Annotated in this window: 20 protein-coding genes and 1 pseudogene; 16 read left to right on the top strand and 5 right to left on the bottom strand. The window is 67.5% G+C overall.

Annotated features, from left to right (window positions below; genetic code table 11):
* The first annotated feature begins 60 nt into the window (after nucleotides 1-60).
* The gene (locus ACYCAX_RS12765) at nucleotides 61-393 is read left to right on the top strand and encodes a hypothetical protein (RefSeq protein ID WP_460248155.1); all 333 of its coding nucleotides are present in this window, start codon (nucleotides 61-63) and stop codon (nucleotides 391-393) included.
* Nucleotides 394-461: 68 nt separating this feature from the next.
* Nucleotides 462-1,499 (top strand): zinc-dependent alcohol dehydrogenase family protein, encoded by a 1,038-nt coding sequence (locus tag ACYCAX_RS12760; protein WP_015478431.1) that lies wholly within the window; start codon nucleotides 462-464, stop codon nucleotides 1,497-1,499.
* On the opposite strand, the gene ACYCAX_RS12755 is transcribed toward ACYCAX_RS12760, so the two are convergent.
* Nucleotides 1,486-1,629: a hypothetical protein gene (locus ACYCAX_RS12755; protein WP_294979382.1), complete on the bottom strand. Its 144-nt coding sequence runs from the start codon at nucleotides 1,627-1,629 to the stop codon at nucleotides 1,486-1,488. The two genes, ACYCAX_RS12760 and ACYCAX_RS12755, sit on opposite strands and share 14 nt — an antisense overlap.
* Before the next feature lie 7 nt (nucleotides 1,630-1,636).
* A pseudogene (locus ACYCAX_RS12750) lies at nucleotides 1,637-1,780 on the bottom strand (ABC transporter permease); the annotation flags it as partial.
* Between the two features lie 136 nt (nucleotides 1,781-1,916).
* Between ACYCAX_RS12750 and ACYCAX_RS12745 the strand changes: the two are divergent.
* The 4 genes from ACYCAX_RS12745 to ACYCAX_RS12730 all read left to right on the top strand — a co-directional run bounded on the left by ACYCAX_RS12745 (nucleotide 1,917) and on the right by ACYCAX_RS12730 (nucleotide 4,826).
* Complete coding sequence (locus ACYCAX_RS12745; protein ID WP_294979364.1) at nucleotides 1,917-2,630, top strand: tellurite resistance TerB family protein; 714 nt, start codon at nucleotides 1,917-1,919, stop codon at nucleotides 2,628-2,630.
* A 186-nt stretch (nucleotides 2,631-2,816) separates the two neighbouring features.
* On the top strand, nucleotides 2,817-3,539 hold the full coding sequence (locus tag ACYCAX_RS12740; RefSeq protein ID WP_294979361.1) for a DUF533 domain-containing protein: 723 nt from the start codon (nucleotides 2,817-2,819) through the stop codon (nucleotides 3,537-3,539).
* A gap of 106 nt (nucleotides 3,540-3,645) precedes the next feature.
* On the top strand, nucleotides 3,646-4,128 hold the full coding sequence (gene eco / locus ACYCAX_RS12735; protein ID WP_015478427.1) for a serine protease inhibitor ecotin: 483 nt from the start codon (nucleotides 3,646-3,648) through the stop codon (nucleotides 4,126-4,128).
* 152 nt (nucleotides 4,129-4,280) lie between these two features.
* Nucleotides 4,281-4,826 carry a DUF4256 domain-containing protein gene (locus tag ACYCAX_RS12730; RefSeq protein WP_294979355.1) on the top strand — a complete coding sequence of 182 codons (546 nt, stop codon included), beginning with the start codon at nucleotides 4,281-4,283 and terminating at the stop codon, nucleotides 4,824-4,826.
* Nucleotides 4,827-5,010: 184 nt separating this feature from the next.
* Here ACYCAX_RS12730 and ACYCAX_RS12725 read toward each other — a convergent pair whose 3' ends face one another.
* Nucleotides 5,011-5,925: a LysR family transcriptional regulator gene (locus tag ACYCAX_RS12725; protein ID WP_294979352.1), complete on the bottom strand. Its 915-nt coding sequence runs from the start codon at nucleotides 5,923-5,925 to the stop codon at nucleotides 5,011-5,013.
* Between the two features lie 124 nt (nucleotides 5,926-6,049).
* Between ACYCAX_RS12725 and ACYCAX_RS12720 the strand changes: the two genes are divergently transcribed.
* The 3 genes from ACYCAX_RS12720 to ACYCAX_RS12710 all read left to right on the top strand — a co-directional run bounded on the left by ACYCAX_RS12720 (nucleotide 6,050) and on the right by ACYCAX_RS12710 (nucleotide 9,979).
* Nucleotides 6,050-7,714, top strand: a complete 1,665-nt coding sequence (locus tag ACYCAX_RS12720; protein ID WP_460248154.1) for a GMC family oxidoreductase — start codon at nucleotides 6,050-6,052, stop codon at nucleotides 7,712-7,714.
* Between the two features lie 200 nt (nucleotides 7,715-7,914).
* Nucleotides 7,915-9,552, top strand: coding sequence for an MFS transporter (locus ACYCAX_RS12715; protein ID WP_041712140.1), 1,638 nt, complete (start codon nucleotides 7,915-7,917; stop codon nucleotides 9,550-9,552).
* Between the two features lie 142 nt (nucleotides 9,553-9,694).
* Complete coding sequence (locus ACYCAX_RS12710; RefSeq protein WP_015478422.1) at nucleotides 9,695-9,979, top strand: hypothetical protein; 285 nt, start codon at nucleotides 9,695-9,697, stop codon at nucleotides 9,977-9,979.
* A 165-nt stretch (nucleotides 9,980-10,144) separates the two neighbouring features.
* Here ACYCAX_RS12710 and ACYCAX_RS12705 read toward each other — a convergent pair whose 3' ends face one another.
* Both ACYCAX_RS12705 and ACYCAX_RS12700 read right to left on the bottom strand, forming a co-directional pair.
* Nucleotides 10,145-10,534 carry a hypothetical protein gene (locus ACYCAX_RS12705; protein WP_015478421.1) on the bottom strand — a complete coding sequence of 130 codons (390 nt, stop codon included), beginning with the start codon at nucleotides 10,532-10,534 and terminating at the stop codon, nucleotides 10,145-10,147.
* Nucleotides 10,535-10,704: 170 nt separating this feature from the next.
* On the bottom strand, nucleotides 10,705-11,142 hold the full coding sequence (locus ACYCAX_RS12700; RefSeq protein ID WP_015478420.1) for a YqaA family protein: 438 nt from the start codon (nucleotides 11,140-11,142) through the stop codon (nucleotides 10,705-10,707).
* A 190-nt stretch (nucleotides 11,143-11,332) separates the two neighbouring features.
* Here ACYCAX_RS12700 and ACYCAX_RS12695 point away from each other — a divergent pair, with 190 nt between their 5' ends.
* From ACYCAX_RS12695 to ACYCAX_RS12665, 7 genes are read left to right on the top strand one after another with little or no spacing between them, the layout of a single operon-like run.
* A complete protein-coding gene (locus ACYCAX_RS12695; RefSeq protein ID WP_015478419.1) occupies nucleotides 11,333-12,952 on the top strand; it encodes a methyl-accepting chemotaxis protein in 1,620 nt (539 codons plus the stop codon).
* Nucleotides 12,927-13,436, top strand: coding sequence for a chemotaxis protein CheW (locus tag ACYCAX_RS12690; RefSeq protein ID WP_460248153.1), 510 nt, complete (start codon nucleotides 12,927-12,929; stop codon nucleotides 13,434-13,436). Before ACYCAX_RS12695 ends, ACYCAX_RS12690 begins: the two co-directional genes overlap by 26 nt.
* Nucleotides 13,433-14,674: a CheR family methyltransferase gene (locus tag ACYCAX_RS12685; RefSeq protein WP_294979570.1), complete on the top strand. Its 1,242-nt coding sequence runs from the start codon at nucleotides 13,433-13,435 to the stop codon at nucleotides 14,672-14,674. Before ACYCAX_RS12690 ends, ACYCAX_RS12685 begins: the two co-directional genes overlap by 4 nt.
* Nucleotides 14,667-15,353 carry a chemotaxis protein CheW gene (locus ACYCAX_RS12680; RefSeq protein ID WP_460248152.1) on the top strand — a complete coding sequence of 229 codons (687 nt, stop codon included), beginning with the start codon at nucleotides 14,667-14,669 and terminating at the stop codon, nucleotides 15,351-15,353. Before ACYCAX_RS12685 ends, ACYCAX_RS12680 begins: the two co-directional genes overlap by 8 nt.
* Nucleotides 15,350-17,605 carry a response regulator gene (locus ACYCAX_RS12675; protein ID WP_460248151.1) on the top strand — a complete coding sequence of 752 codons (2,256 nt, stop codon included), beginning with the start codon at nucleotides 15,350-15,352 and terminating at the stop codon, nucleotides 17,603-17,605. The genes ACYCAX_RS12680 and ACYCAX_RS12675 overlap by 4 nt, the downstream gene beginning before the upstream one ends.
* Entirely contained in the window at nucleotides 17,602-18,609 is a 1,008-nt protein-coding gene (gene cheB / locus ACYCAX_RS12670; protein WP_015478414.1) for a chemotaxis response regulator protein-glutamate methylesterase, read from the top strand. Before ACYCAX_RS12675 ends, cheB begins: the two co-directional genes overlap by 4 nt.
* Nucleotides 18,610-18,617: 8 nt before the next feature.
* Entirely contained in the window at nucleotides 18,618-19,640 is a 1,023-nt protein-coding gene (locus tag ACYCAX_RS12665) for a response regulator (protein WP_041712138.1), read from the top strand.
* The last annotated feature ends 98 nt before the right edge of the window (nucleotides 19,641-19,738 follow it).

The following is a 19,738-nucleotide window of genomic DNA, read 5'->3' as shown; positions in this document are numbered from 1 at the left end:
TCTGATGCTAGGCTTGTCGTGCTCGCGCAAGGACTGCGCAAATTACCCACCGGAGCCCGCATGGACGCATCCGCCACGCCCGCCGTCATCCCGCAATCCGAAATCGCCCTGCTGGCGAATATCCTTGCCCTGGCCACCCGCAACATGACCAACCTCAGCCTGTTGATCACCCAGTTGTCGGTGGAGCTTGGCCATAGCCCCGATCCGCACTTGCAGCGCGTGGGTCAGCGGTTGCTGGCGGATGTGGATGTGCTGTCGAAGTCGCTGGATACCCAGTGGGAGCTGATCGGTACCCTGGCGCGCTTCTGCCCGCTGCTGTCACGCACGCCGCTGACCAAGCCGGCGCTGGTGACGGAAATCCACATCACCGAGCTGCCGGACCGCCCCCTTTGACCGGAATCACCTCCTGGCCCGCGCGGTGCGCCTAGCCTTGTCGAGTCATCCCGCAAAGGAGCTCGACCATGAAAGCGCTGATATACCGCGGTGTCGGCGACATCGCCCTGGAGGAACGTCCCGACCCGCAGATCCAGGCGCCGGGAGATGCCGTCGTGCGGGTCGTCAAGACCACGCTGTGCGGCACCGACCTGCACATCATCAAGGGCCATGTACCGGCCTGTAAGCCGGGGCGGATTCTCGGCCACGAGGGCGTCGGCATCGTCGAGCAGGTTGGCGCCGGCGTCAGCCAGTTCAAGGTCGGCGACCGTGTCCTGATTTCCTGCATCAGTTCCTGCGGCAAGTGCGATTTCTGTCGCCGGGGCATGTCTTCGCACTGCCGCACCGGCGGCTGGATTCTCGGCCACCTGATCGACGGGACCCAGGCCGAGAAGGTCCGCATCCCCCACGCCGATACCAGCCTCTACCCGATTCCCGCGGGCGTCGCGGAGGAAGCGATGGTGATGCTCAGCGATATCCTGCCCACCGGCTTCGAATGCGGCGTGCTCAACGGGCGGGTGCAGCCCGGCGGTAGCGTGGCGATCGTCGGGGCCGGTCCGGTGGGCCTGGCGGCGCTGCTGACCGCGCAGTTCTATTCGCCGGCGAAGATCATCATGATCGACCTCGACGACAACCGCCTGGCGGTCGCCCGCCAGTTCGGCGCCAGCGAATGCCTGAATGCGGGCGATGCGCAACTGGTCGACAAGGTCATGGCGCTGACCGACGGGCTGGGGGTGGACAGCGCGGTGGAAGCGGTGGGCGTGCCGGCGACCTTCACCCTGTGCGAGAACATCATCGCGCCCGGCGGCGACATCGCGGTCCTCGGCGTCCACGGTGCGCCGGTCGAGTTCCACCTGGAGCGCCTGTGGTCGCACAACATCACGCTGCGTACGCGCCTGGTGGATGCGGTGACCACGCCGATGCTGCTCAAGAGCGTGCAGGCCGGCAAGCTCCAGCCGGAGCAACTGATCACCCACCGTTTCGCGCTCGCCGATATCCTCCAGGCCTATGAAACCTTCGGCAAGGCGGCGGAGAACAAGGCACTGAAGGTGATCATCGAGACCTGAGCGGAGTCTTCGCGAACAGGTGCCGCAGAACCACCGGGTCATGGCGGATCATCGAGGTGTGGGCGGGCAGGTATTCGCCGGTGGCGGAGCCTTGCATCATGCGGCAGGCGCCGGCGAAGAAGCGGAACACGTCGGTCTCCCGCCACGCCCTCGCCACCTTTGCCCAGGTCGTAGGCGCCGAGGATCGGCAGCATGGTCACGATCATCACCAGCATCGCCACCACGTTGGCCACTGGCACGTCGCGCGGGCGGCCCCGCTGGTTGAGCAGCCAGATCGGCAGGGGGATAGGCGACGAGAGACCCGTGTCCGGGCGTGGGGTCGGCCCGCAATATCCGGAAGCACACTGTCGCTGCGTCTGGCGGGCGCGCCGGGCTAGAGTCGGAATCCATCTTTTTCGATAGACAGTGGAGATCGCCATGAACACTCGCGGCCTGCTCGATCAACTCCTCAGATCCGGCCAGGACCTCCTGCAGAACAAGGGCGTGGCCCGGCAGGAAGGCGGCCAGCAATCCGGCAATGGCGGCGGCCTGGACCTGGGCAGCCTGCTTTCGGGCGCCGGTGGCGGCGCCCTGGCGGCGGGCGCGCTGGGCCTGCTGATGGGCAGCAAGAAGGCGCGCAAGATCGGCGGCAAGGTCGTCACCTATGGCGGCCTCGCGGCACTGGGCGTGCTCGCCTACAAGGCATACGGCAACTGGCAGCAGAAACAGGCCAGCGCCCCGCGCGGCGAGCCGCAGACCGTCGATCGCCTGCCCCCGGCCCAGGCCGAGCAGCACAGCCACGCCATCCTGCGGGCCATCGTCGCCGCGGCGAAAGCCGACGGCCATATCGATGATCGCGAACGCCAACTGATCGACGGCGAGATCGCCAAGCTCACCGGCGACGTCGAGCTGCAGGGCTGGCTCGACCGCGAACTGGCCAAGCCGCTGGACCCGAGCGAAGTCGCCCGCGCCGCCACCAGCGAGGAAATGGCCGCCGAGATGTACCTCGCCAGCCTGCTGATGGTCGACGAGACCAACTTCATGGAGCGCGCCTACCTCGACGAGCTGGCCCGCCAGCTGAGCCTCGACGCCGGCCTCAAGGCCGAGCTGGAAGCCCAGGCGTACAAAGCGTTGCAGGCCGTGCCGGCGTGACGTCCCTGGCAATCGCCAGGAAATGACCGCTCCGGGCCGCGCCCGGCCAATGCGCGGGCCTTCCGGCGCCAGTTTCCGCCGCCGGGACCCCGCCTCTGGCGCGCAGGCCGGCGAACGGCGCTGGCGCATCGGTGAGGCGGGGCTATCGTTGCCCAACGCACTGCGCGCGTTGGCGAGGGTCATTTCATGAACACAACCGATTTGCTGGAACAACTGCTGCGGGCCGGCCAAGGCTCCGTGGCGCAACAGGGGGGCGGTGGCCTCGGCGGTCTTGGCGGCCTACTGGGCGGTCTGCTCGGTGGCGGGGCGGGCGGCGGCTCAGCCGGCGGCCTGGGCGGCGTGCTGGGCAGCATGCTCGGTGGCGGCAGCACGGGAGGCAGCACGCCCCAGGGGCGCTCCGCTTCCGCTGGCGGGGTCAACTACGCCATGCTCGCCTCGCTGGGCATGATGGCCTTCCAGGCCTACCAGAACTGGCAGCGCCAGCAGCAGGCGGCCGCTCCGCAACAGGCGCCGGTCACCGTCGACCAGCTTTCCGGTGACGACGCCGAAGCCCACAGCCACGCCATCCTCATCGCCCTGATCGCCGCGGCCAAGGCCGACGGGCGTATCGATGACAAGGAAAAACAGGCCATCTACGCCGAGATTTCCCGTCACGCCGGCGAGCCCGAGCTGCAAGCCTGGCTCGACGCCGAAGTGGGCAAACCGCTGGACGCCGCCGACGTGGCGCAAGCCTCGCAAGGCGATGCCGGCATGGCCGCCGAGATGTACCTGGCCAGCGTGATGCTGGTGGACGACCAGCAGGACGCCGAACGCACCTACCTGGACGAACTGGCCTACAACCTCAACCTTGCCCCGGAGCTACAGGCGCACCTGGAGCAGCAGGCGAAGAGCGGCGGCGAAGTCGCCTGAAACATTTTGCGACCGAGCGCGCAGGAGCCTTCGCATACTCGCGCGGTCCAACAGGGCGGGTGCATCCCGAGCGATGCACTCGTCTTTCAATCGGCAAGGAGGCTTCATGCCGTTCACGCGTTTCACCCTGTCCACCGCGCTGCTGCTCAGCGCCACCGCTACCCTGGCCAACGCCGCCAAGCTCGAAGACGTTGCACCCTATCCCAAGGCCGAGGACGGCTTCGTCCGCCAGGTCATCCACCTGCCCAGGCAGGCCCATGAAGAAGACTTCAAGGTCGAGATCCTGGCCGGCAGGACGTTGACCGTCGACTGCAACCGCCAGCGCCTGGGCGGCACCCTGGAAGAGAAGATCCTGGAAGGCTGGGGCTACTCCTACTATCGCCTGGACAAGGTCAGCGGCCCGGCCAGCACCCTGATGGCCTGCCCGGACGGCAAGACCCGCCAGGACTTCGTCGCGGTGGTCGGCGAGGGCTTCGTGCTGCGCTACAACAGCAAGCTGCCCATCGTGATCTACGCGCCGAAGGACGTCGAAGTGCGCTACCGCCTCTGGTCGGCATCCGACCAGGTCGAACACGCCCGCGCGGAATAACCCCGCGTGCCGTGCAGCTCGCTCCCTGCAGGAGCGAGCTTGCTCGCGAACCGCCCAGGGCCGAACGCTCAGGGAATGCCTTCCGGATGATCCCGCTTCGGACCAGCGTCTACGCTTTACCGACGCCCTCGCCGGATCGACTGGAGACCCCGATGAACGCCGACCAACGCACGGCACTGATCAGCGTGCTGCACACGCGTTTCGAAAAACACGCCAACCGCCACCCCGGCATCGACTGGGCCAGGGTCCAGGCCCGCCTCGAATCCAGCCCGGAAAAACTGCGCACGCTCGACGCAATGGAGAGCACCGGCGGCGAGCCGGATGTGATCGGCCATGACGCGACCACCGACGAATACCTGTTCGTCGACTGTTCCGCCGAAACCCCCGCTGGCCGCCGCAGCCTGTGCTTCGACCGCGCGGCGCTGGACGCCCGGAAAGAGAACAAGCCCGGCGGCAGCGCGCTGGAGCAGGCCCAGGCCATCGGCATCGAACTGCTCAGCGAAGCGCAGTACCGCGAACTGCAGACGCTCGGCGAGTTCGATCTCAAGACCTCCAGCTGGGTACAGACGCCTCCCGCCATCCGCAAGCTTGGCGGCGCGCTGTTCTGCGACCGCCGTTACGACACCGTGTTCGTCTACCACAACGGCGCCCAGTCCTATTACGCCGCGCGCGGCTTCCGCGGAATGCTGCGGGTCTAGCCGCGCTGCGCATCCGTAGGGGCAACGGTCTTCTTCCGGATAAATCCCGTGCCTGTGTTTTCCCTTCACCCCGGCCCTCGCCCTCTGGAACGGGGGCGCAGCCAGGGCTCGGGTGAGAGGTGTCGGGGGTTTGCTCGCGAACGGACGTTCCCGCAGGCGTGCAGGGCGGATAACGCCAACGGCGTTATCCGCCCGACGTTGGCGCCGCAGTTTTTCCTTCCACCAGGATTCCCTGTTCTCTCCCGCACAGCTCCATCAGAAAATCCCACACCAATCTCAGACGTACCGACCGGTGCAATTCCCGTCGAGTGCACATCCAGTACTCCCGCTCGATGAACTCTTCCGGCAGCACCGGCACCAGCAGCGGATCAGGCAGGCCCATGAACTGCGGCAGGATGGCAATGCCGATGCCGGCCTGGGCGGCCTGTTGCTGGGCGACCACGCTGGTGCTGCGGAAGACCACTTGCGGGTGGCGGCAGAAGCTGTGGTGGAACATCAGTTCCTGGCTGAACAGCAGGTCGTCCACGTAGCCGATCCACGGGTGCTTGCACAGGTCCTCGCGGTCGCGCAGGGGCGGGGCGTTTTCCAGGTAGGCGGGGCTGGCGAACAGGCTCAGGCGGTAGCGGGTCAGGCGGCGGCTGATCACCAGGTCGGCGCTGGGGCGTTCGAGGGTGATGGCGATGTCCGCCTCGCGATTGGTGATGCTGACGAAGCGCGGCACCGACACCAGCTCCACTTCCAGCCCCGGGTAGCGCCGCATCAGTTCGCCCATGCGCGGGGCGAGAAACAGGGTGCCCAGGCCTTCGGTGACGCCGATGCGGATCTGCCCCAGCGGCGAGATGGCCTGGCTCATTTCCTCCTGGGCGAGCAGGGCGGTGTTTTCCATCGCCTCGGCGTGCTTGAGCAGCGCCTGGCCGGCCGGGGTGAGCTGGTAGCCGCCGGTGTGCTGGGCGAACAGCTGGGTGCCGAGGTCGCGCTCGATGTTCTCGATGTGCCGCGCCACCGTGGCGTGGGTGGTGTTCAGGCGCTTGGCGGTGGTCAGCAGCCGACCGCTGCGGTGCAGTTCCAGGAAGTAGCGCAGGTCATTCCAGTCGAACATCGTGGCGACTCTCATTGTTAGAAAACGCACAGCAGGTGACTTTAAACGTTCGTATTTTTATCGCGAACGAACGACTAGGCTCCATCGTCATACCCAAAAGAACAAGAACGACGAGGGACTTTCCATGCCCCAGGCGCTGGATGCATATGACTACCTGATCGTCGGCGCAGGTCCCGCCGGCTGCCTATTGGCCAATCGTCTATCGGCCAACCCGGGCAACCGCGTGCTGCTGCTCGAAGCCGGCGGCCCGGACAACTATCCCTGGATCCACATCCCCGTCGGCTACCTCTATTGCATCGGCAACCCGCGCACCGACTGGTGTTTCGACACCGAGCAGGTGCCGGGCCTGAATGGCCGGTCGATCAAATACCCGCGCGGCCGCACGCTCGGTGGCTGCTCCTCGATCAACGGCATGATCTACATGCGCGGCCAGGCGCTGGACTACGACGGCTGGGCCGCCGAGGGCAACCCCGGCTGGGGCTGGACCGACCTGCTGCCGCTGTTCATGAAGATGGAAGACCACTTCGCCGGCACCAGTACGCTGCACGGCTCCGGCGGCGAATGGCGGGTGGAGCGGCAGCGGCTGTCGTGGACGATCCTGGATGCCTTCCGCGAGGCGGCGGCGCAGTCGGGCATCCGCTCGGTGGAGGACTTCAACGGCGGCGACAACGAAGGTTGCGGCTACTTCCAGGTGAACCAGCGCAGCGGCGTGCGCTGGAATGCGTCGAAGGCGTTCCTGCGGCCCATTGCCAAGCGCCCGAACCTTACCGTGCTGACCCATGTGGAAGCCCTCCGCGTGCTGTTGGAAAACGGCCGCGCCAGCGGACTGGAAGTGAACTGGCAGGGCGCGCGCCGCGAGCTGCGGGCCACGCGCGAAGTGATCCTCTGCGCGGGGGCGATCAATTCGCCGGTGCTGCTGCAACGCTCCGGTATCGGCCCGCGCGACCTTCTGGAGAGGCACGGCATCGGCGTGCGCCATGAGCTGCCCGGCGTCGGCGGCAACCTGCAGGATCACCTGCAACTGCGCCTGATCTACCGCATGAGCGGCGCGCCGTCGCTGAACCAGATCGCCTCCACCGTCTGGGGCAAGATGGGCATGGGCCTGGAGTATCTGTTCAAACGCAGCGGCCCGCTGTCGATGGCGCCCAGCCAGCTCGGCGCGTTCGCCAGGTCCGACCCGAATCAGCGTTCGGCGAACCTCGAATACCACGTGCAGCCATTATCGCTGGAGCGCTTCGGCGAGCCGCTGCACAACTTCCCGGCGTTCACCGCGTCGGTCTGCGACCTGCGCCCCCAAAGCCGGGGCAGCGTGACCCTGCGTTCGCTGGACCCGCGCGACAAGCCGATCATCCAGCCCAACTACCTGAGCCACCCGGAGGACCTGCGCGTGGCCGCCGACGCCATCCGCCTGACCCGGCGCATCGCTGCGGCGCCGGCGCTGGCGCGCTTCCGCCCGGAGGAGTTCAAGCCCGGCCCGGATTACCAGACCGAGGAAGACCTGCACCGCGCGGCCGCCGAGATCGGCACCACCATCTTCCACCCGGCCGGCACCTGCCGCATGGGCCAGGGCACGGGTGCGGTAGTGGACAGCCAATTGCGCGTACACGGCATTCCCGGCCTGCGCATCGCCGACGCCTCGATCATGCCCAGCCTGACTTCCGGCAACAGTTGCTCGCCGGTGCTGGTGATCGCCGAGAAGGCGGCGCAGATGATCTTGAGCGAACCGAAGCGCCACCCGGAGGTCATCCCCTCTACTGCGAATGAGCAGCAGCAAGCCCCCGTAGCGTGACGGTGATCCCGTCCTCTCACGCTTTTGACGTGAAACTCCGCTCCCGGCCGCTGAGGTGTCGGGCGGTTCGCGAGCAAGGACTGGGCGTCCCCCTCGGTCCTGCAAGGAGCAACATCGAAACGCTATCGCGCGGTGTGAAAGCCGTGGCAGTAGAGGCTGAAACAACAATAAAAGCCCCAGCAGGGGCAGGAGAGCCCGCAATGTCTGATCCAGCAGTGACGAGTGCGACACAGAGCAGGACCTACGAGCGGCAGGTGTCGTCACGCCGCGAAGAGCGCAAGGTGATCTTCGCCTCGTCGCTCGGCACGGTGTTCGAGTGGTACGACTTCTTCCTCTACGGCGCGCTGGCGGCGGTCATCAGCAAGCAGTTCTTCGCCGGGGTGAACGACACCACCGCCTTCATCTTCGCCCTGCTGGCCTTCGCCGCCGGCTTCCTCGTGCGACCCTTCGGCGCGCTGGTGTTCGGCCGCCTGGGCGACATGATCGGGCGCAAGTACACCTTCCTCGTCACCATCCTGCTGATGGGCCTGTCGACCTTCGCCGTCGGCCTGCTGCCGTCCTACGCCAGCATCGGCGTGGCCGCGCCGATCATCCTCATCGCGCTGCGCATGCTGCAGGGCCTGGCGCTGGGCGGCGAGTACGGCGGCGCGGCGATCTACGTGGCCGAGCACGCGCCGGCCAACAAGCGCGGCAGCTACACCAGCTGGATCCAGTCGACCGCCACCGGCGGCCTGCTGCTGTCGCTGCTGGTGATCCTCGCCTGCCGCCAGCTCACCGGCGACCAGTTCGAGACCTGGGGCTGGCGCCTGCCGTTCCTGCTGTCCATCGTGCTGCTGGGCATTTCCACCTGGATTCGCCTGTCGATGCACGAGTCGCCGGCGTTCCTGAAGATGAAGGCCGAGGGCAAGACCAGCAAGTCGCCGCTCAAGGAGTCCTTCACCAACTGGAAGAACCTGAAGATCGTCCTTACCGCGCTGTTCAGCATCAACGCCGGGCAGGCGGTGACCTTCTACTGTGCGCAGTTCTACGTGCTGTTCTTCCTCACCCAGGTGCTCAAGGTGGACGGCGCCCTGGCCAACGAACTGCTGGTCGTCGCGCTGGTGATCGGTGCGCCGTTCTTCGTGGTGGCCGGCTGGCTTTCCGACAGGATCGGCCGCAAACCGGTACTGTTGGCGGGCCTGCTGCTGGCGACGGTGGGCTACTTCCCGCTGTTCCAGGCGTTGACCCATTACGCCAACCCGCAGATCGACCAGGCGTCGCGCACCGCGCCGATCACCGTGATAGCGGACCCGGCAACCTGTACCTTCCAGTTCGATCCGGTCGGCAAGGCCAAATTCGACAGCCCCTGCGACCAGGTGAAGACCCTGCTGGTGAAGAGCGGCGTGCCCTATGGCTCGCAGGCGGCGCCGGCCGGCAGTGGCGTGGTGGTGACCGTCGGCGAGACGCGCATCGAAGGTTTCGACGCCGCTGCGCTGAGCGCCGCGGTGAAGGCGGCGGGCTATCCGGCCAAGGCGGATGCCGAGCAGGTGAACAAGGGCATGGTGATCGCCATCCTGGTGGCGCTGGTGCTGATCTCCTGCCTCTGCTACGGCCCGCTGGCGGCGCTGATGGTGGAGCTGTTCCCGACCCGCATCCGCTACACCTCGCTGTCGCTGCCGTACCACATCGGCAACGGCTGGTTCGGTGGTCTGCTGCCGACCCTGTCGTTCGCCCTGGTGGTGTACACCGGCGATATCTTCTATGGCCTGTGGTATCCGGTGCTGATCACGGCGGTGAGCCTGGTTTGCGCGCTGCTGTTCCTCAAGGAAACCCGCCACAACGACATCCACGCCGACTGACCGGCCGGGCATGAAGGGCGCCTGCGGGCGCTCTTCGTGTTCATTCGGCGGCTTCGGGCTCGCCTGGACGCCGTCGCTGGAATACCCTTGCGGGATTTTCCGGCGCACGTTGTGCCGGGCCCTTCGTGGAGAAGCACCGAGCATGAGTCAGGCATTCGTCACCGTTACCGTCAGCGCCGAGCACTGGGGGCGTGAAACCGAGGCGGTGGACAACCCGCGTGTCTCGGCCAGCCTGAGCGCGCCGGAGCCGGGCATCATCAAGCTGAGCTTCGACGGCCAGCTGGATGCGCCGGAGGAGCCCACCCATGTCTGTGTGACGCTGGAAAACGGGTTGTCCTATTACGGCGAGATCAAGGATGGCGCGGCGAACGAGACGGGCGGCTGGCTGACCTTCGACGGCGAGCTGATCGATCTGGAAGGATTCTGAGCCCGGGCCGGCTCTCGTAGGAAGCGGGACTTGTCCGCGAGATCCATCGCGGCCGACTCGGTGCGCCATGTGAACACCGGCGTCATTCGCCCGCGGTGCTGTTGAAGGAAGCCTCAATGAAAAACCGGCCACTCGGGCCGGTTTTTCATTGCCTGTGGATAACCCTCACTGCCGCGGGATCATCCCCTCGATACGCTTGGCGAAGGCATTGGCCAGGTCGCCGTCGGCGAGCAGCAGCAGGTAGTCATGGTCCGACTTGGCTGCCGGGGCGATGCGGTACTTGAGCGTGCCGGACGCCACCTGGCCCACTACCGGCACCGACAGCGTGCCGACGCATTCCAGGACGCCACTGTCCGGGTCCTTCTCGATGATGGCCACGTCCTTCAGTTCGGCCTTGGTCAGTGCATCGGCCTGGCTGGACAGCGACCCGCTGAGGAAGATCTTCACCAGTTGGTTCTTCACGTCGTCCGACCCGCAGACCTTGGCCTGGTTGCCGCCGCAGGCGCTCAGCAGCGCAGCCGCAGCCAGCACGGCCGACAATTTCAACACATTCATCTATCCACCCCGTGGCATTCCATGATGGCTATTGGATACGTCAGCGTAGGAAAAATTCCCTGGCCAGACGATAAATCGCGCACCCATGCCGCTCATGACGGTGCAGGTGGGCCGGCCGGCCCATCGCGGCCTGGGCAGGGCAACACTGTCGGCCCGACAGATCGGACGATTCAACCCAGCGTCAGCCAGGCCAGTGCGGCGTAGCGGCCGACCTTGGCCAGGGTCACCAGCAGCAGGAAGCGCCAGAGCGGCTCGCGCATCACACCGGCGATCAGGGTCAGCGGGTCGCCGATCAGCGGCGCCCAGCTCAGCAGCAACGACCAGCAGCCGAAGCGCCGGTAACGCGCCTGGGCTTTTTCCAGCGTCTGCGCGCTGACCGGGAACCAGCGCTGGTCATGCCAGCGTTCGATGCCGCGCCCCAGCACCCAGTTGACCAGCGAGCCGAGCACGTTGCCCAGGCTCGCGGCCAGCAGCAGCGACCAGAGCGGGTATTGCCCGCCGAGCAGCAGGCCCACGAGCACCGCTTCCGATTGCAGGGGCAGCAGGGTGGCGGCGCCGAAGGCCGAGAGGAAAAGGCCGGCGTGGGCGGCCAGGGCAAGGGACAGCATGGGGGAAATTCGATGGCCTTCCGGGGCGGGGAAAAGTGCTGGAAATTTGGAATAAAGAGGCGAGCTTTAGACGTGTCCAGATACTATATGTCCTATCTTGCTGAGGACTTAGTAGGAATTTTCATTCGCGAGCCTAAGCTTTCCCGAATGCACGTCCGTCAGCATGTCTCGATCATTTCTGGGGAACGCTGTGAAGAACTGGACTCTACGCCAACGCATCCTGGCCAGCTTTGCTGTCGTCATCGCCATCATGTTGCTGATGGTGGTGATCTCCTATGTCCGCCTGCTGGACGTGGAATACAGCACGGAGCGGGTCAGCCGCGATGCCATGCCTGGGACCTACGCCCTGACCACCATGCGCTCGTCCTGGACCGACAGCATCCTGATGGTGCAGATGCTGGTCGGCCTGAGCGAGGACAAGCCGCTCGACGCGGCGGGTCGCCAGGCGTTCCGTACCAACCATGAGGCGCTGCTCGAGCGCCTCGCCCGCTATGAAGCGACCATCCACGAGGACCGCGACCGCCAGATGCTGGCGCGTTTCAAGCAGCAGGCGCAGGACTACGACGTGCTGCTGGGGCAAGTGCTGGAGCAGTACGGCACCGATCGTATCGCGGCGCGCAAGCTGCTGGTGGAGAAGCTGGATCCGGCCTGGGACACCGGGCGCAAGACGCTCAACGACCTGATCGACCTGAACAGGCAGATCGCCGACGCGGCCGCCGAAGAGATCGTCATCGAAGTGCAGCGGGCCAAGGTCATCATGCTGGTGTCGCTGCTGCTGGCCATCATCGTGGCGGCGATCTGCGGGCTGTTGCTGATGCGCGCCATCACCGAGCCGGTGCGCCAGATGGTGCGCGGGCTGTCGTCGATGGGCGGCGGCGACCTGACCACCCGCCTGGAGCTGGAACGCAACGATGAGTTCGGTGTGATCGAAACCGGCTTCAACGGCATGGCCGAAGAGCTCAAGAGTCTGGTGTCGCAGGCGCAGCGTTCGGCCATCCAGGTGACCACCTCGGTGACCGAGATCGCCGCCACCTCCAAGCAGCAGCAGGCCACCGCCACCGAGACGGCCGCCACCACCACCGAGATCGGCGCCACCTCGCGGGAAATCGCCGCCACCTCGCGCGACCTGGTGCGCACCATGACCGAGGTGTCCTCGGCCGCCGAGCAGACTTCCACCCTGGCCGGCTCCGGCCAACTGGGCCTGGCGCGCATGGAAGAGACCATGCACCACGTGATGGGCGCCGCCGAGCTGGTCAACGCCAAGCTGGCGATCCTCAACGAGCGCGCCGGCAACATCAACCAGGTGGTCACCACCATCGTCAAGGTGGCCGACCAGACCAACCTGCTCTCGCTCAACGCCGCCATCGAGGCGGAGAAGGCCGGCGAGTACGGCCGTGGTTTCGCCGTGGTGGCCACCGAAGTGCGCCGCCTGGCCGACCAGACCGCCGTGGCCACCTACGACATCGAGCAGATGGTCCGCGAGATCCAGTCCGCCGTGTCCGCCGGCGTGATGGGCATGGACAAGTTCTCCGAGGAAGTGCGCCGTGGCATCGCCGAGGTCGGCCAGGTCGGCGAGCAGCTCTCGCAGATCATCCAGCAGGTGCAGGCGCTGGCGCCGCGCGTGCAGATGGTCAACGAAGGCATGCAGGCCCAGGCCACCGGCGCCGAGCAGATCAACCAGGCGCTGGTGCAACTGGGCGAGGCCACCGGGCAGACCGTGGAATCCCTGCGCCAGGCCAGCTTCGCCATCGATGAACTGAACCTGGTGGCCAACGGACTGCGCAATGGCGTTTCCCGCTTCAAGGTCTGACGCGGCTATGGCCGGCAGGCTCTACCTGCAGTTCCGCCTCGGCGCGGACCGCTATGCGCTGGACGTGCACGACGTCATCGAAGTGCTGCCGTTGCCGGCGCTCAAGCGCCTGCCCGAGGCGCCGGCGTGGGTCGCCGGGCTATACGCCCATCGCGGCGAGCTGCTGCCGGTGCTCGATCTCAGCCAGCTCGCCTTCGGTCACGGCGCGCCCCGGCGCACCAGCACGCGCCTGGTGCTGGTGCGCTACCGGGTGGATGCGCAGGCCATCGAACAGCATCTCGGGCTGATCCTGGAGCAGGCCACCCACACCTTGCGCCGCGATCCGGCGGCCTTCCGCGACTATGAGCTGGACAACGGCGCCGCCCGCTACCTCGGCCCGGTGCTGGAGGACGAGCAGGGACTGTTGCAGCGCGTGGCGGTCGATCAATTGCTGACCGATGAGGCGCGCGAGCGTCTGCTGCGCGATGCGGGGAGTGCGGCATGACCGATGCGCGCTTCGCCCGGCTGCTCAAGGAGCGCATCGGCCTGGACGCCGAGTCGGTCGGCGACGCGGTGATCGGCCGTGCCGTGCGCCAGCGCAGCGTCAAGGTGGCCGGCGGCGATGCCGAGCGCTACTGGGAACGCCTGCAGGTGTCCGCCGAAGAAGTGCAGGCGCTGATCGAGGCGGTGATCGTCCCGGAAACCTGGTTCTTCCGTTATCCGGAGTCCTTCGCCGCGCTGGCCCAGCTGGCCGGGCGCCGGGTCTGCGAGCTGGCCGGTGCGCGCCCCTTGCGCCTGCTCAGCCTGCCGTGCTCGTCGGGCGAGGAGCCTTATTCGATCGTCATGGCGCTGCTCGACGCGGGGCTGGCGCCTTCGGCCTTTCAGGTCGACGCGCTGGACGTCAGCCGCCCGGTGCTCGAACGCGCCGAGGCGGGCCGTTACGGGCGCAACTCCTTCCGTGGTGCGAACCTGGGGTTCCGCGATCGTCACTTCACCGGCACGGACAGCGATTTCCAGATCAGCGAGGCCGTGCGGGCGAAGGTGCAGTTCCGCCTGGGCAACCTGCTGTCGCCGTCGCTGCTGGCCGGCGAGGCACCCTATGACTATGTGTTCTGCCGCAACCTGCTGATCTATTTCGACTGCGCGACCCAGGAACGGGTGGTGGACGTGCTGCGCCGCCTGGCGCGCGAGGACGGGGTACTGTTCATCGGCCCCGCCGAGGCCAGCCTGCTATCGCGCCAGGGGTTGCGGCCGCTGGGCGTGGCGCAGTCCTTTGCCTTCCCGCTGGACAGCCAGACCCAGGCGCCGGCGGCGCGCCCGGCATTGGTGCCGCCGCCGCCCAGGCGTACCGCGCCGGCGACGAAATCCAGCGCCGCGCCGGTGCGTCCGCGCGCGCCGAAGCCGTCTCCACCGATCCCGCGCCTTGCGTCGGCCAGCGCCAGCCTCGAAGACATTGCCCGGCTGGCCAATTCCGGCCAGGCCGCCGAGGCACGCCAGCGTTGCGAAGCGCTACTGGCCGAACAGGGCCCCAACGCCGAGGCGTTCTACTGGCTGGGGCTGCTCAGCGACGCCCAGGGGCGGGGGGCGCAGGCGCAGGGCTACTACCGCAAGGCGCTGTACCTGCAACCCGATCATCAGGAAAGCCTCCTGCATCTGGCCGCGCTGCTCGCCGCCCAGGGCGACCAGGAGGGCGCCCGGCGCCTGCAGGAACGCGCCGCTCGAGGAGTGAAGCGCGATGCCTGAATACGACTACGAATTGCAACTGGATGATCGTGCCGAGCCGGTGGAGGACTGCTGGAACCGCATCGGTGTGCGCGGCGACAAGTCCTGCCCGCGGCTCGTCGAGCACATCCATTGCCGCAACTGCCCGGTCTATGCGGCGGCGGCCATTCGCATGCTGGACCGCTACTCGCTGGGCGGCGAATCCGCCGCGCCGGCGCCGGTGGCCGATGAAGCGGCGCCCGAGGACGGGCTCGCCTACCTGATTTTCCGTCTCGGCGATGAATGGCTGGGGCTGCCGACCCGCGCCCTGGCGGAGGTCGCCTCCGAATGCGCGGTGCACTCACTGCCGCACCAGCGCTCGCCGGCGCTGCTGGGCGTGGCCAATGTGCGGGGAACGCTGGTGGCCTGCATCTCGCTGGGCGAACTGCTCGGCCTGGATCGGGGCACCGGCGTTGCCAACGGCCGGCGCGTGGTGCCGCGCATGTTGATCCTGGCGGCCGGCAGCGGGCCGGTCCTGTCGCCGGTGGATGAGGTGGACGGCATTCATGAGCTGGACAGCGCCACTGTGGTGGCTGCGTCCGGGCCAGCGTTGGCGGCCAACGATCGTTTCACCCACGGCGTGTTGCAGTGGAGCGGACGCAGTGTCCGCCTGCTTGACCCCGAGGCGTTGCTGGAAGCCGCCACCCGGAGCCTCGCATGACCCCGGATCAGATGAAGGATGCCTCGATGCTGGAGCTGTTCCGCCTGGAGGCGGAGGCCCAGACGCAGGTGCTCAGCCAGGGCCTGCTGGCGCTGGAGCGCAACCCGGGCCAGGCCGACCAGTTGGAAGCCTGCATGCGCGCCGCCCATTCGCTGAAGGGCGCGGCGCGGATCGTCGGGCTGGATGCCGGCGTACAGGTCGCCCACGTGATGGAAGACTGCCTGGTCGGCGCCCAGGAAGGGCGCCTGCTGCTGACGCCGGAGCACATCGATGCGCTGCTGGCCGGCACCGATATCCTGCTGCATATCGCCGATGCCCAGGCCGAGCGGGCCGAGCAGGCGCAACAGGCGGTCCCGGCGATGGTGGAGCGCCTGCAGGCGCTGGTGAGCGGGCAGGCGGCGGTACGCGCCGCGCCGCCCGTGCCGGCGGAAATGCCCCCGCTCGCCGAGCCCGAGGCCGCCGTCGAGCAGCCGCCGCGCCGTCGCTCCGGCGACAGTGACGACGCCGGCGAGCGTGTCCTGCGGGTTACCGCCGAACGCCTCAACCAGTTGCTCGACTATTCCAGCAAGGCACTGGTGGAGTCCCAGCGCCTGAAGCCGCTGCTCGACTCGTTGCAGCGCCTGAAGCGTGTGCAGGCCAGCGCCAGCCGCGTGCTGGATGGCGCCCGCGACGCCGTCGGCGGCGCCAACCTCGAACCCGAAGCGCAGACATACCTGGCCGACGCGCGGCGGCTGGTCGGCGAATGCCAGCAGTTGCTCAGCGAGCAGATCGCCGAGCTCGACGAGTTCAGCTTCAAGGCCGGCCAGCGCGCCCAGTCGCTCTACGACACCGCGCTGGCCTGCCGCATGCGGCCTTTCTCCGACGTACTCGCCGGGCAGGCGCGGATGGTCCGCGACCTTGGCCGCTCGCTGGGCAAGGCCGTGCGCCTGGACATTCAGGGGGCCACCACCCAGGTCGACCGCGAGGTGCTGGAAAAGCTCGAAGCGCCGCTCACGCACCTGCTGCGCAATGCCGTCGACCACGGCATCGAGTCCCCCGAGGTGCGCCTCCAGGGCGGCAAGCCGGAGGAGGGCCGCATCCAGCTGCTGGCCCGGCACCACGCCGGGATGCTGGTGCTGGAGCTGCAGGATGACGGCGCCGGGGTCGATCTTGAGCGCCTGCGCCGCGCCATTGTTCGCCGCCAGCTCTCCACCGGGGAGACCGTGGCGCGGCTGACCGAGGATGAGCTGCTGGCCTTCCTGTTCCTGCCCGGCTTCAGCATGCGCGAGCAGGTCACCGAAGTGTCCGGCCGGGGCGTCGGCCTGGACGCCGTACAGCACATGGTGCGCCAGCTGCGCGGCGGCATCCGCATGGAGCAGGTGGGGGGGCAGGGCGCGCGCTTCCACCTGGAGGTACCGCTGACCCTCTCGGTGGTGCGCAGCCTGGCGGTCACCATCGGCGGCGAAGCCTACGCCTTCCCGCTGGCGCATATCGAACGCATGCGCCGCCTGGCGCCGGCGGAGATCGTCCAGCTCGAGGGGCGCCAGCAGTTCTGGCACGAGGGGCGGCACGTCGGCCTGGTCGCGGCCAGCCAGTTGCTGCAACGCCCCGAGGGCAACGCCAGCGACGAGGAGATCGCCGTGGTGGTGATCCGCGAGCGCGACAGGCTCTACGGCGTGGCGGTGGAGCGTTTCATCGGCGAGCGGACCCTGGTGGTGCTGCCGCTCGACCCGCGCCTGGGCAAGGTGCAGGACGTGTCTGCCGGCGCGCTGCTGGACGACGGCACGCCGGTGCTGATCCTCGATGTTGAGGACATGTTGCGCTCGGTGGAGAAGCTGCTGGCCACCGGCCGCCTGGAGCGCATCGACTCCGCCGGCCGCCTGAGCGGTCCGCAGCGCAAGCGCGTGCTGGTGGTGGATGACTCGCTCACCGTGCGCGAGCTGGAGCGCAAGCTGCTGCTCGGTCGCGGCTACGACGTCGCCGTGGCGGTGGATGGCATGGATGGCTGGAATGCGCTGCGTTCGGAGCATTTCGACCTGGTCATCACCGACATCGACATGCCGCGCATGGACGGCATCGAGCTGGTCACCCTGATCCGCCGCGACAGCCGCCTGCAATCGCTGCCGGTGATGGTGGTGTCCTACAAGGATCGCGAAGAAGACCGCCGGCGCGGGCTCGACGCCGGCGCCGACTATTATCTGGCCAAGGCCAGTTTCCACGATGAGGCCCTGCTGGATGCGGTGGTCGACCTGATCGGAGGTGCGCAGGGATGAAGATAGGGATCGTCAATGACATGCCCCTGGCGGTGGAGGCGATGCGCCGCGCGCTGGCCTTCGAGCCGGCGCACCGGGTGGTCTGGGTAGCCTCCAACGGCGCGGAAGCCATCGAGATGTGCGCCGCGCAGAAGCCCGACGCGGTGCTGATGGACCTGCTGATGCCGGTGATGGATGGCGTCGAGGCCACCCGCCGGATCATGGCCCAGAGCCCCTGCGCGATCATCGTGGTCACCGTCGACCTGGAGCAGAACATGACCCGGGTGTTCGATGCGATGGGCTATGGCGCGGTGGACGCGGTGAACACCCCGGCCATCGGCAGCGGCGATGCCTACGAGGCCGCCCGCCCGCTGCTGCGCAAGCTGCAGAACCTGGCCTGGCTCAACGCCCCGCGCAATGAACGTCCCCCGGCCACCATCGAACCGCTGCGCCGGGGCAGCGGCGCGCGCCAACTGGTGGCCATCGGTTCCTCGGCCGGGGGCCCGGCGGCCCTGGCGGAACTGTTCAGCCAACTGCCGACGAGTTTCCCCGCCGCCATCGTGGTGGTGCAGCACGTCGATGAAGTGTTCGCCGCCGGCATGGCCGAGTGGCTCTCGACCCAGGCGCGCATCCCCGTGCGCCTGGCCCGCCAGGGCGAACTGCCGCAGCCCGGCTGCGTGCTGCTGGCCGGCACCAATCACCATATCCGTCTGCTCAGGAACGGCGAGCTGGCCTACACCGCCGAGCCGAGCAGCCATATCTACCGTCCGTCCATCGACGTGTTCTTCGACAGCCTGGTGGAGAACTGGAACGGCGACGCCGTCGGCGTGCTGCTCACCGGCATGGGCCGCGACGGCGCCGAAGGGCTCAAGCACATGCGCGAGCGTGGCTTTCTCACCCTTGCCCAGGATCAGGACAGCAGCGCTGTCTATGGCATGCCCAAGGCCGCAGCCGCGATCGGCGCCGCCGTAGAGATACGTGCGCTGGGCGATATCGCTCGCCGTCTTGCCGAGGTTTGCGGCTAGGAGCTTTCATGAACCCGATACAGAGTAATTACCCCGTGACCACTCCAGGCGATTCCGCCGTGATGGTGCTGTTGGTCGATGACCAGCCGATGATCGGCGAGGCCGTGCGCCGCGCCCTGGCGGACGACCCCAACATCGACTTCCACTTCTGCTCCGACCCGCAGAAGGCGATCGCCGTGGCGATCCAGATCAAGCCGACCGTGATTCTCCAGGACCTGGTGATGCCCGGCGCCGATGGCCTGGCGCTGGTGCGCGAGTACCGGGCCAACGTGGCGACCCGCGACATCCCGATCATCGTCCTGTCGACCAAGGAGGAGCCATCGGTGAAGAGCGCGGCCTTTTCTGTCGGCGCCAACGATTACCTGGTCAAGCTGCCCGATGCCATCGAGCTGGTGGCGCGCATCCGCTACCACTCGCGCTCCTACCTCGCGCTGCTGCAGCGCGACGAGGCCTACCGCGCCCTGCGCGAAAGCCAGCAGCAGCTGCTGGAAACCAACCTGGTGCTGCAGCGGCTGATGAACTCCGATGGCCTGACCGGGCTGTCCAACCGCCGCCATTTCGACGAGTACCTGGAAATGGAATGGCGCCGTGCCCAGCGCGAGCAGACCCAGCTGTCGATTCTGTTGATCGACGTGGACCACTTCAAACCCTACAACGACACCTTCGGCCATGTTCAGGGCGATGAGGCGCTGCGCCAGGTAGCGACGGCGATCCGCGCCAGCTGCAGCCGTCCGTCGGATCTGCCGGCGCGCTATGGCGGCGAGGAGTTCGTCCTGGTGCTGCCGGGTACCTCGCCGGGCGGTGCGCGCCTGCTGGCGGAAAAGCTGCGACGCTCGGTGCAGGAACTGGGGATAGCCCACGAACTGCCGCAGCCCGGCGCGCCGCTGACCGTCAGCATCGGCGTGGCGACGCTGACGCCGCAGGCCAGTCAGCCGTATCGCCAACTGATCGAACTGGCCGACCAGGCGCTCTACAACGCCAAACACGGCGGCCGCAACCAGGTGGGGATCGCCGATCCGGCGGCTGGCTGAGGCGTGCTGATCGGTTGACGACGCTTTGTCGTCAACCGAAATCGGCTGACGAAAAATCACTCAATCAGGGTATACTTGCCGGCTTTTCTACGCCCTTT

It is taken from the genome of Pseudomonas sp. MT3 (assembly GCF_054720805.1).
Note: the sequence above shows the minus strand (reverse complement) of the source record. Positions and strands in the feature narration are given on the sequence as shown.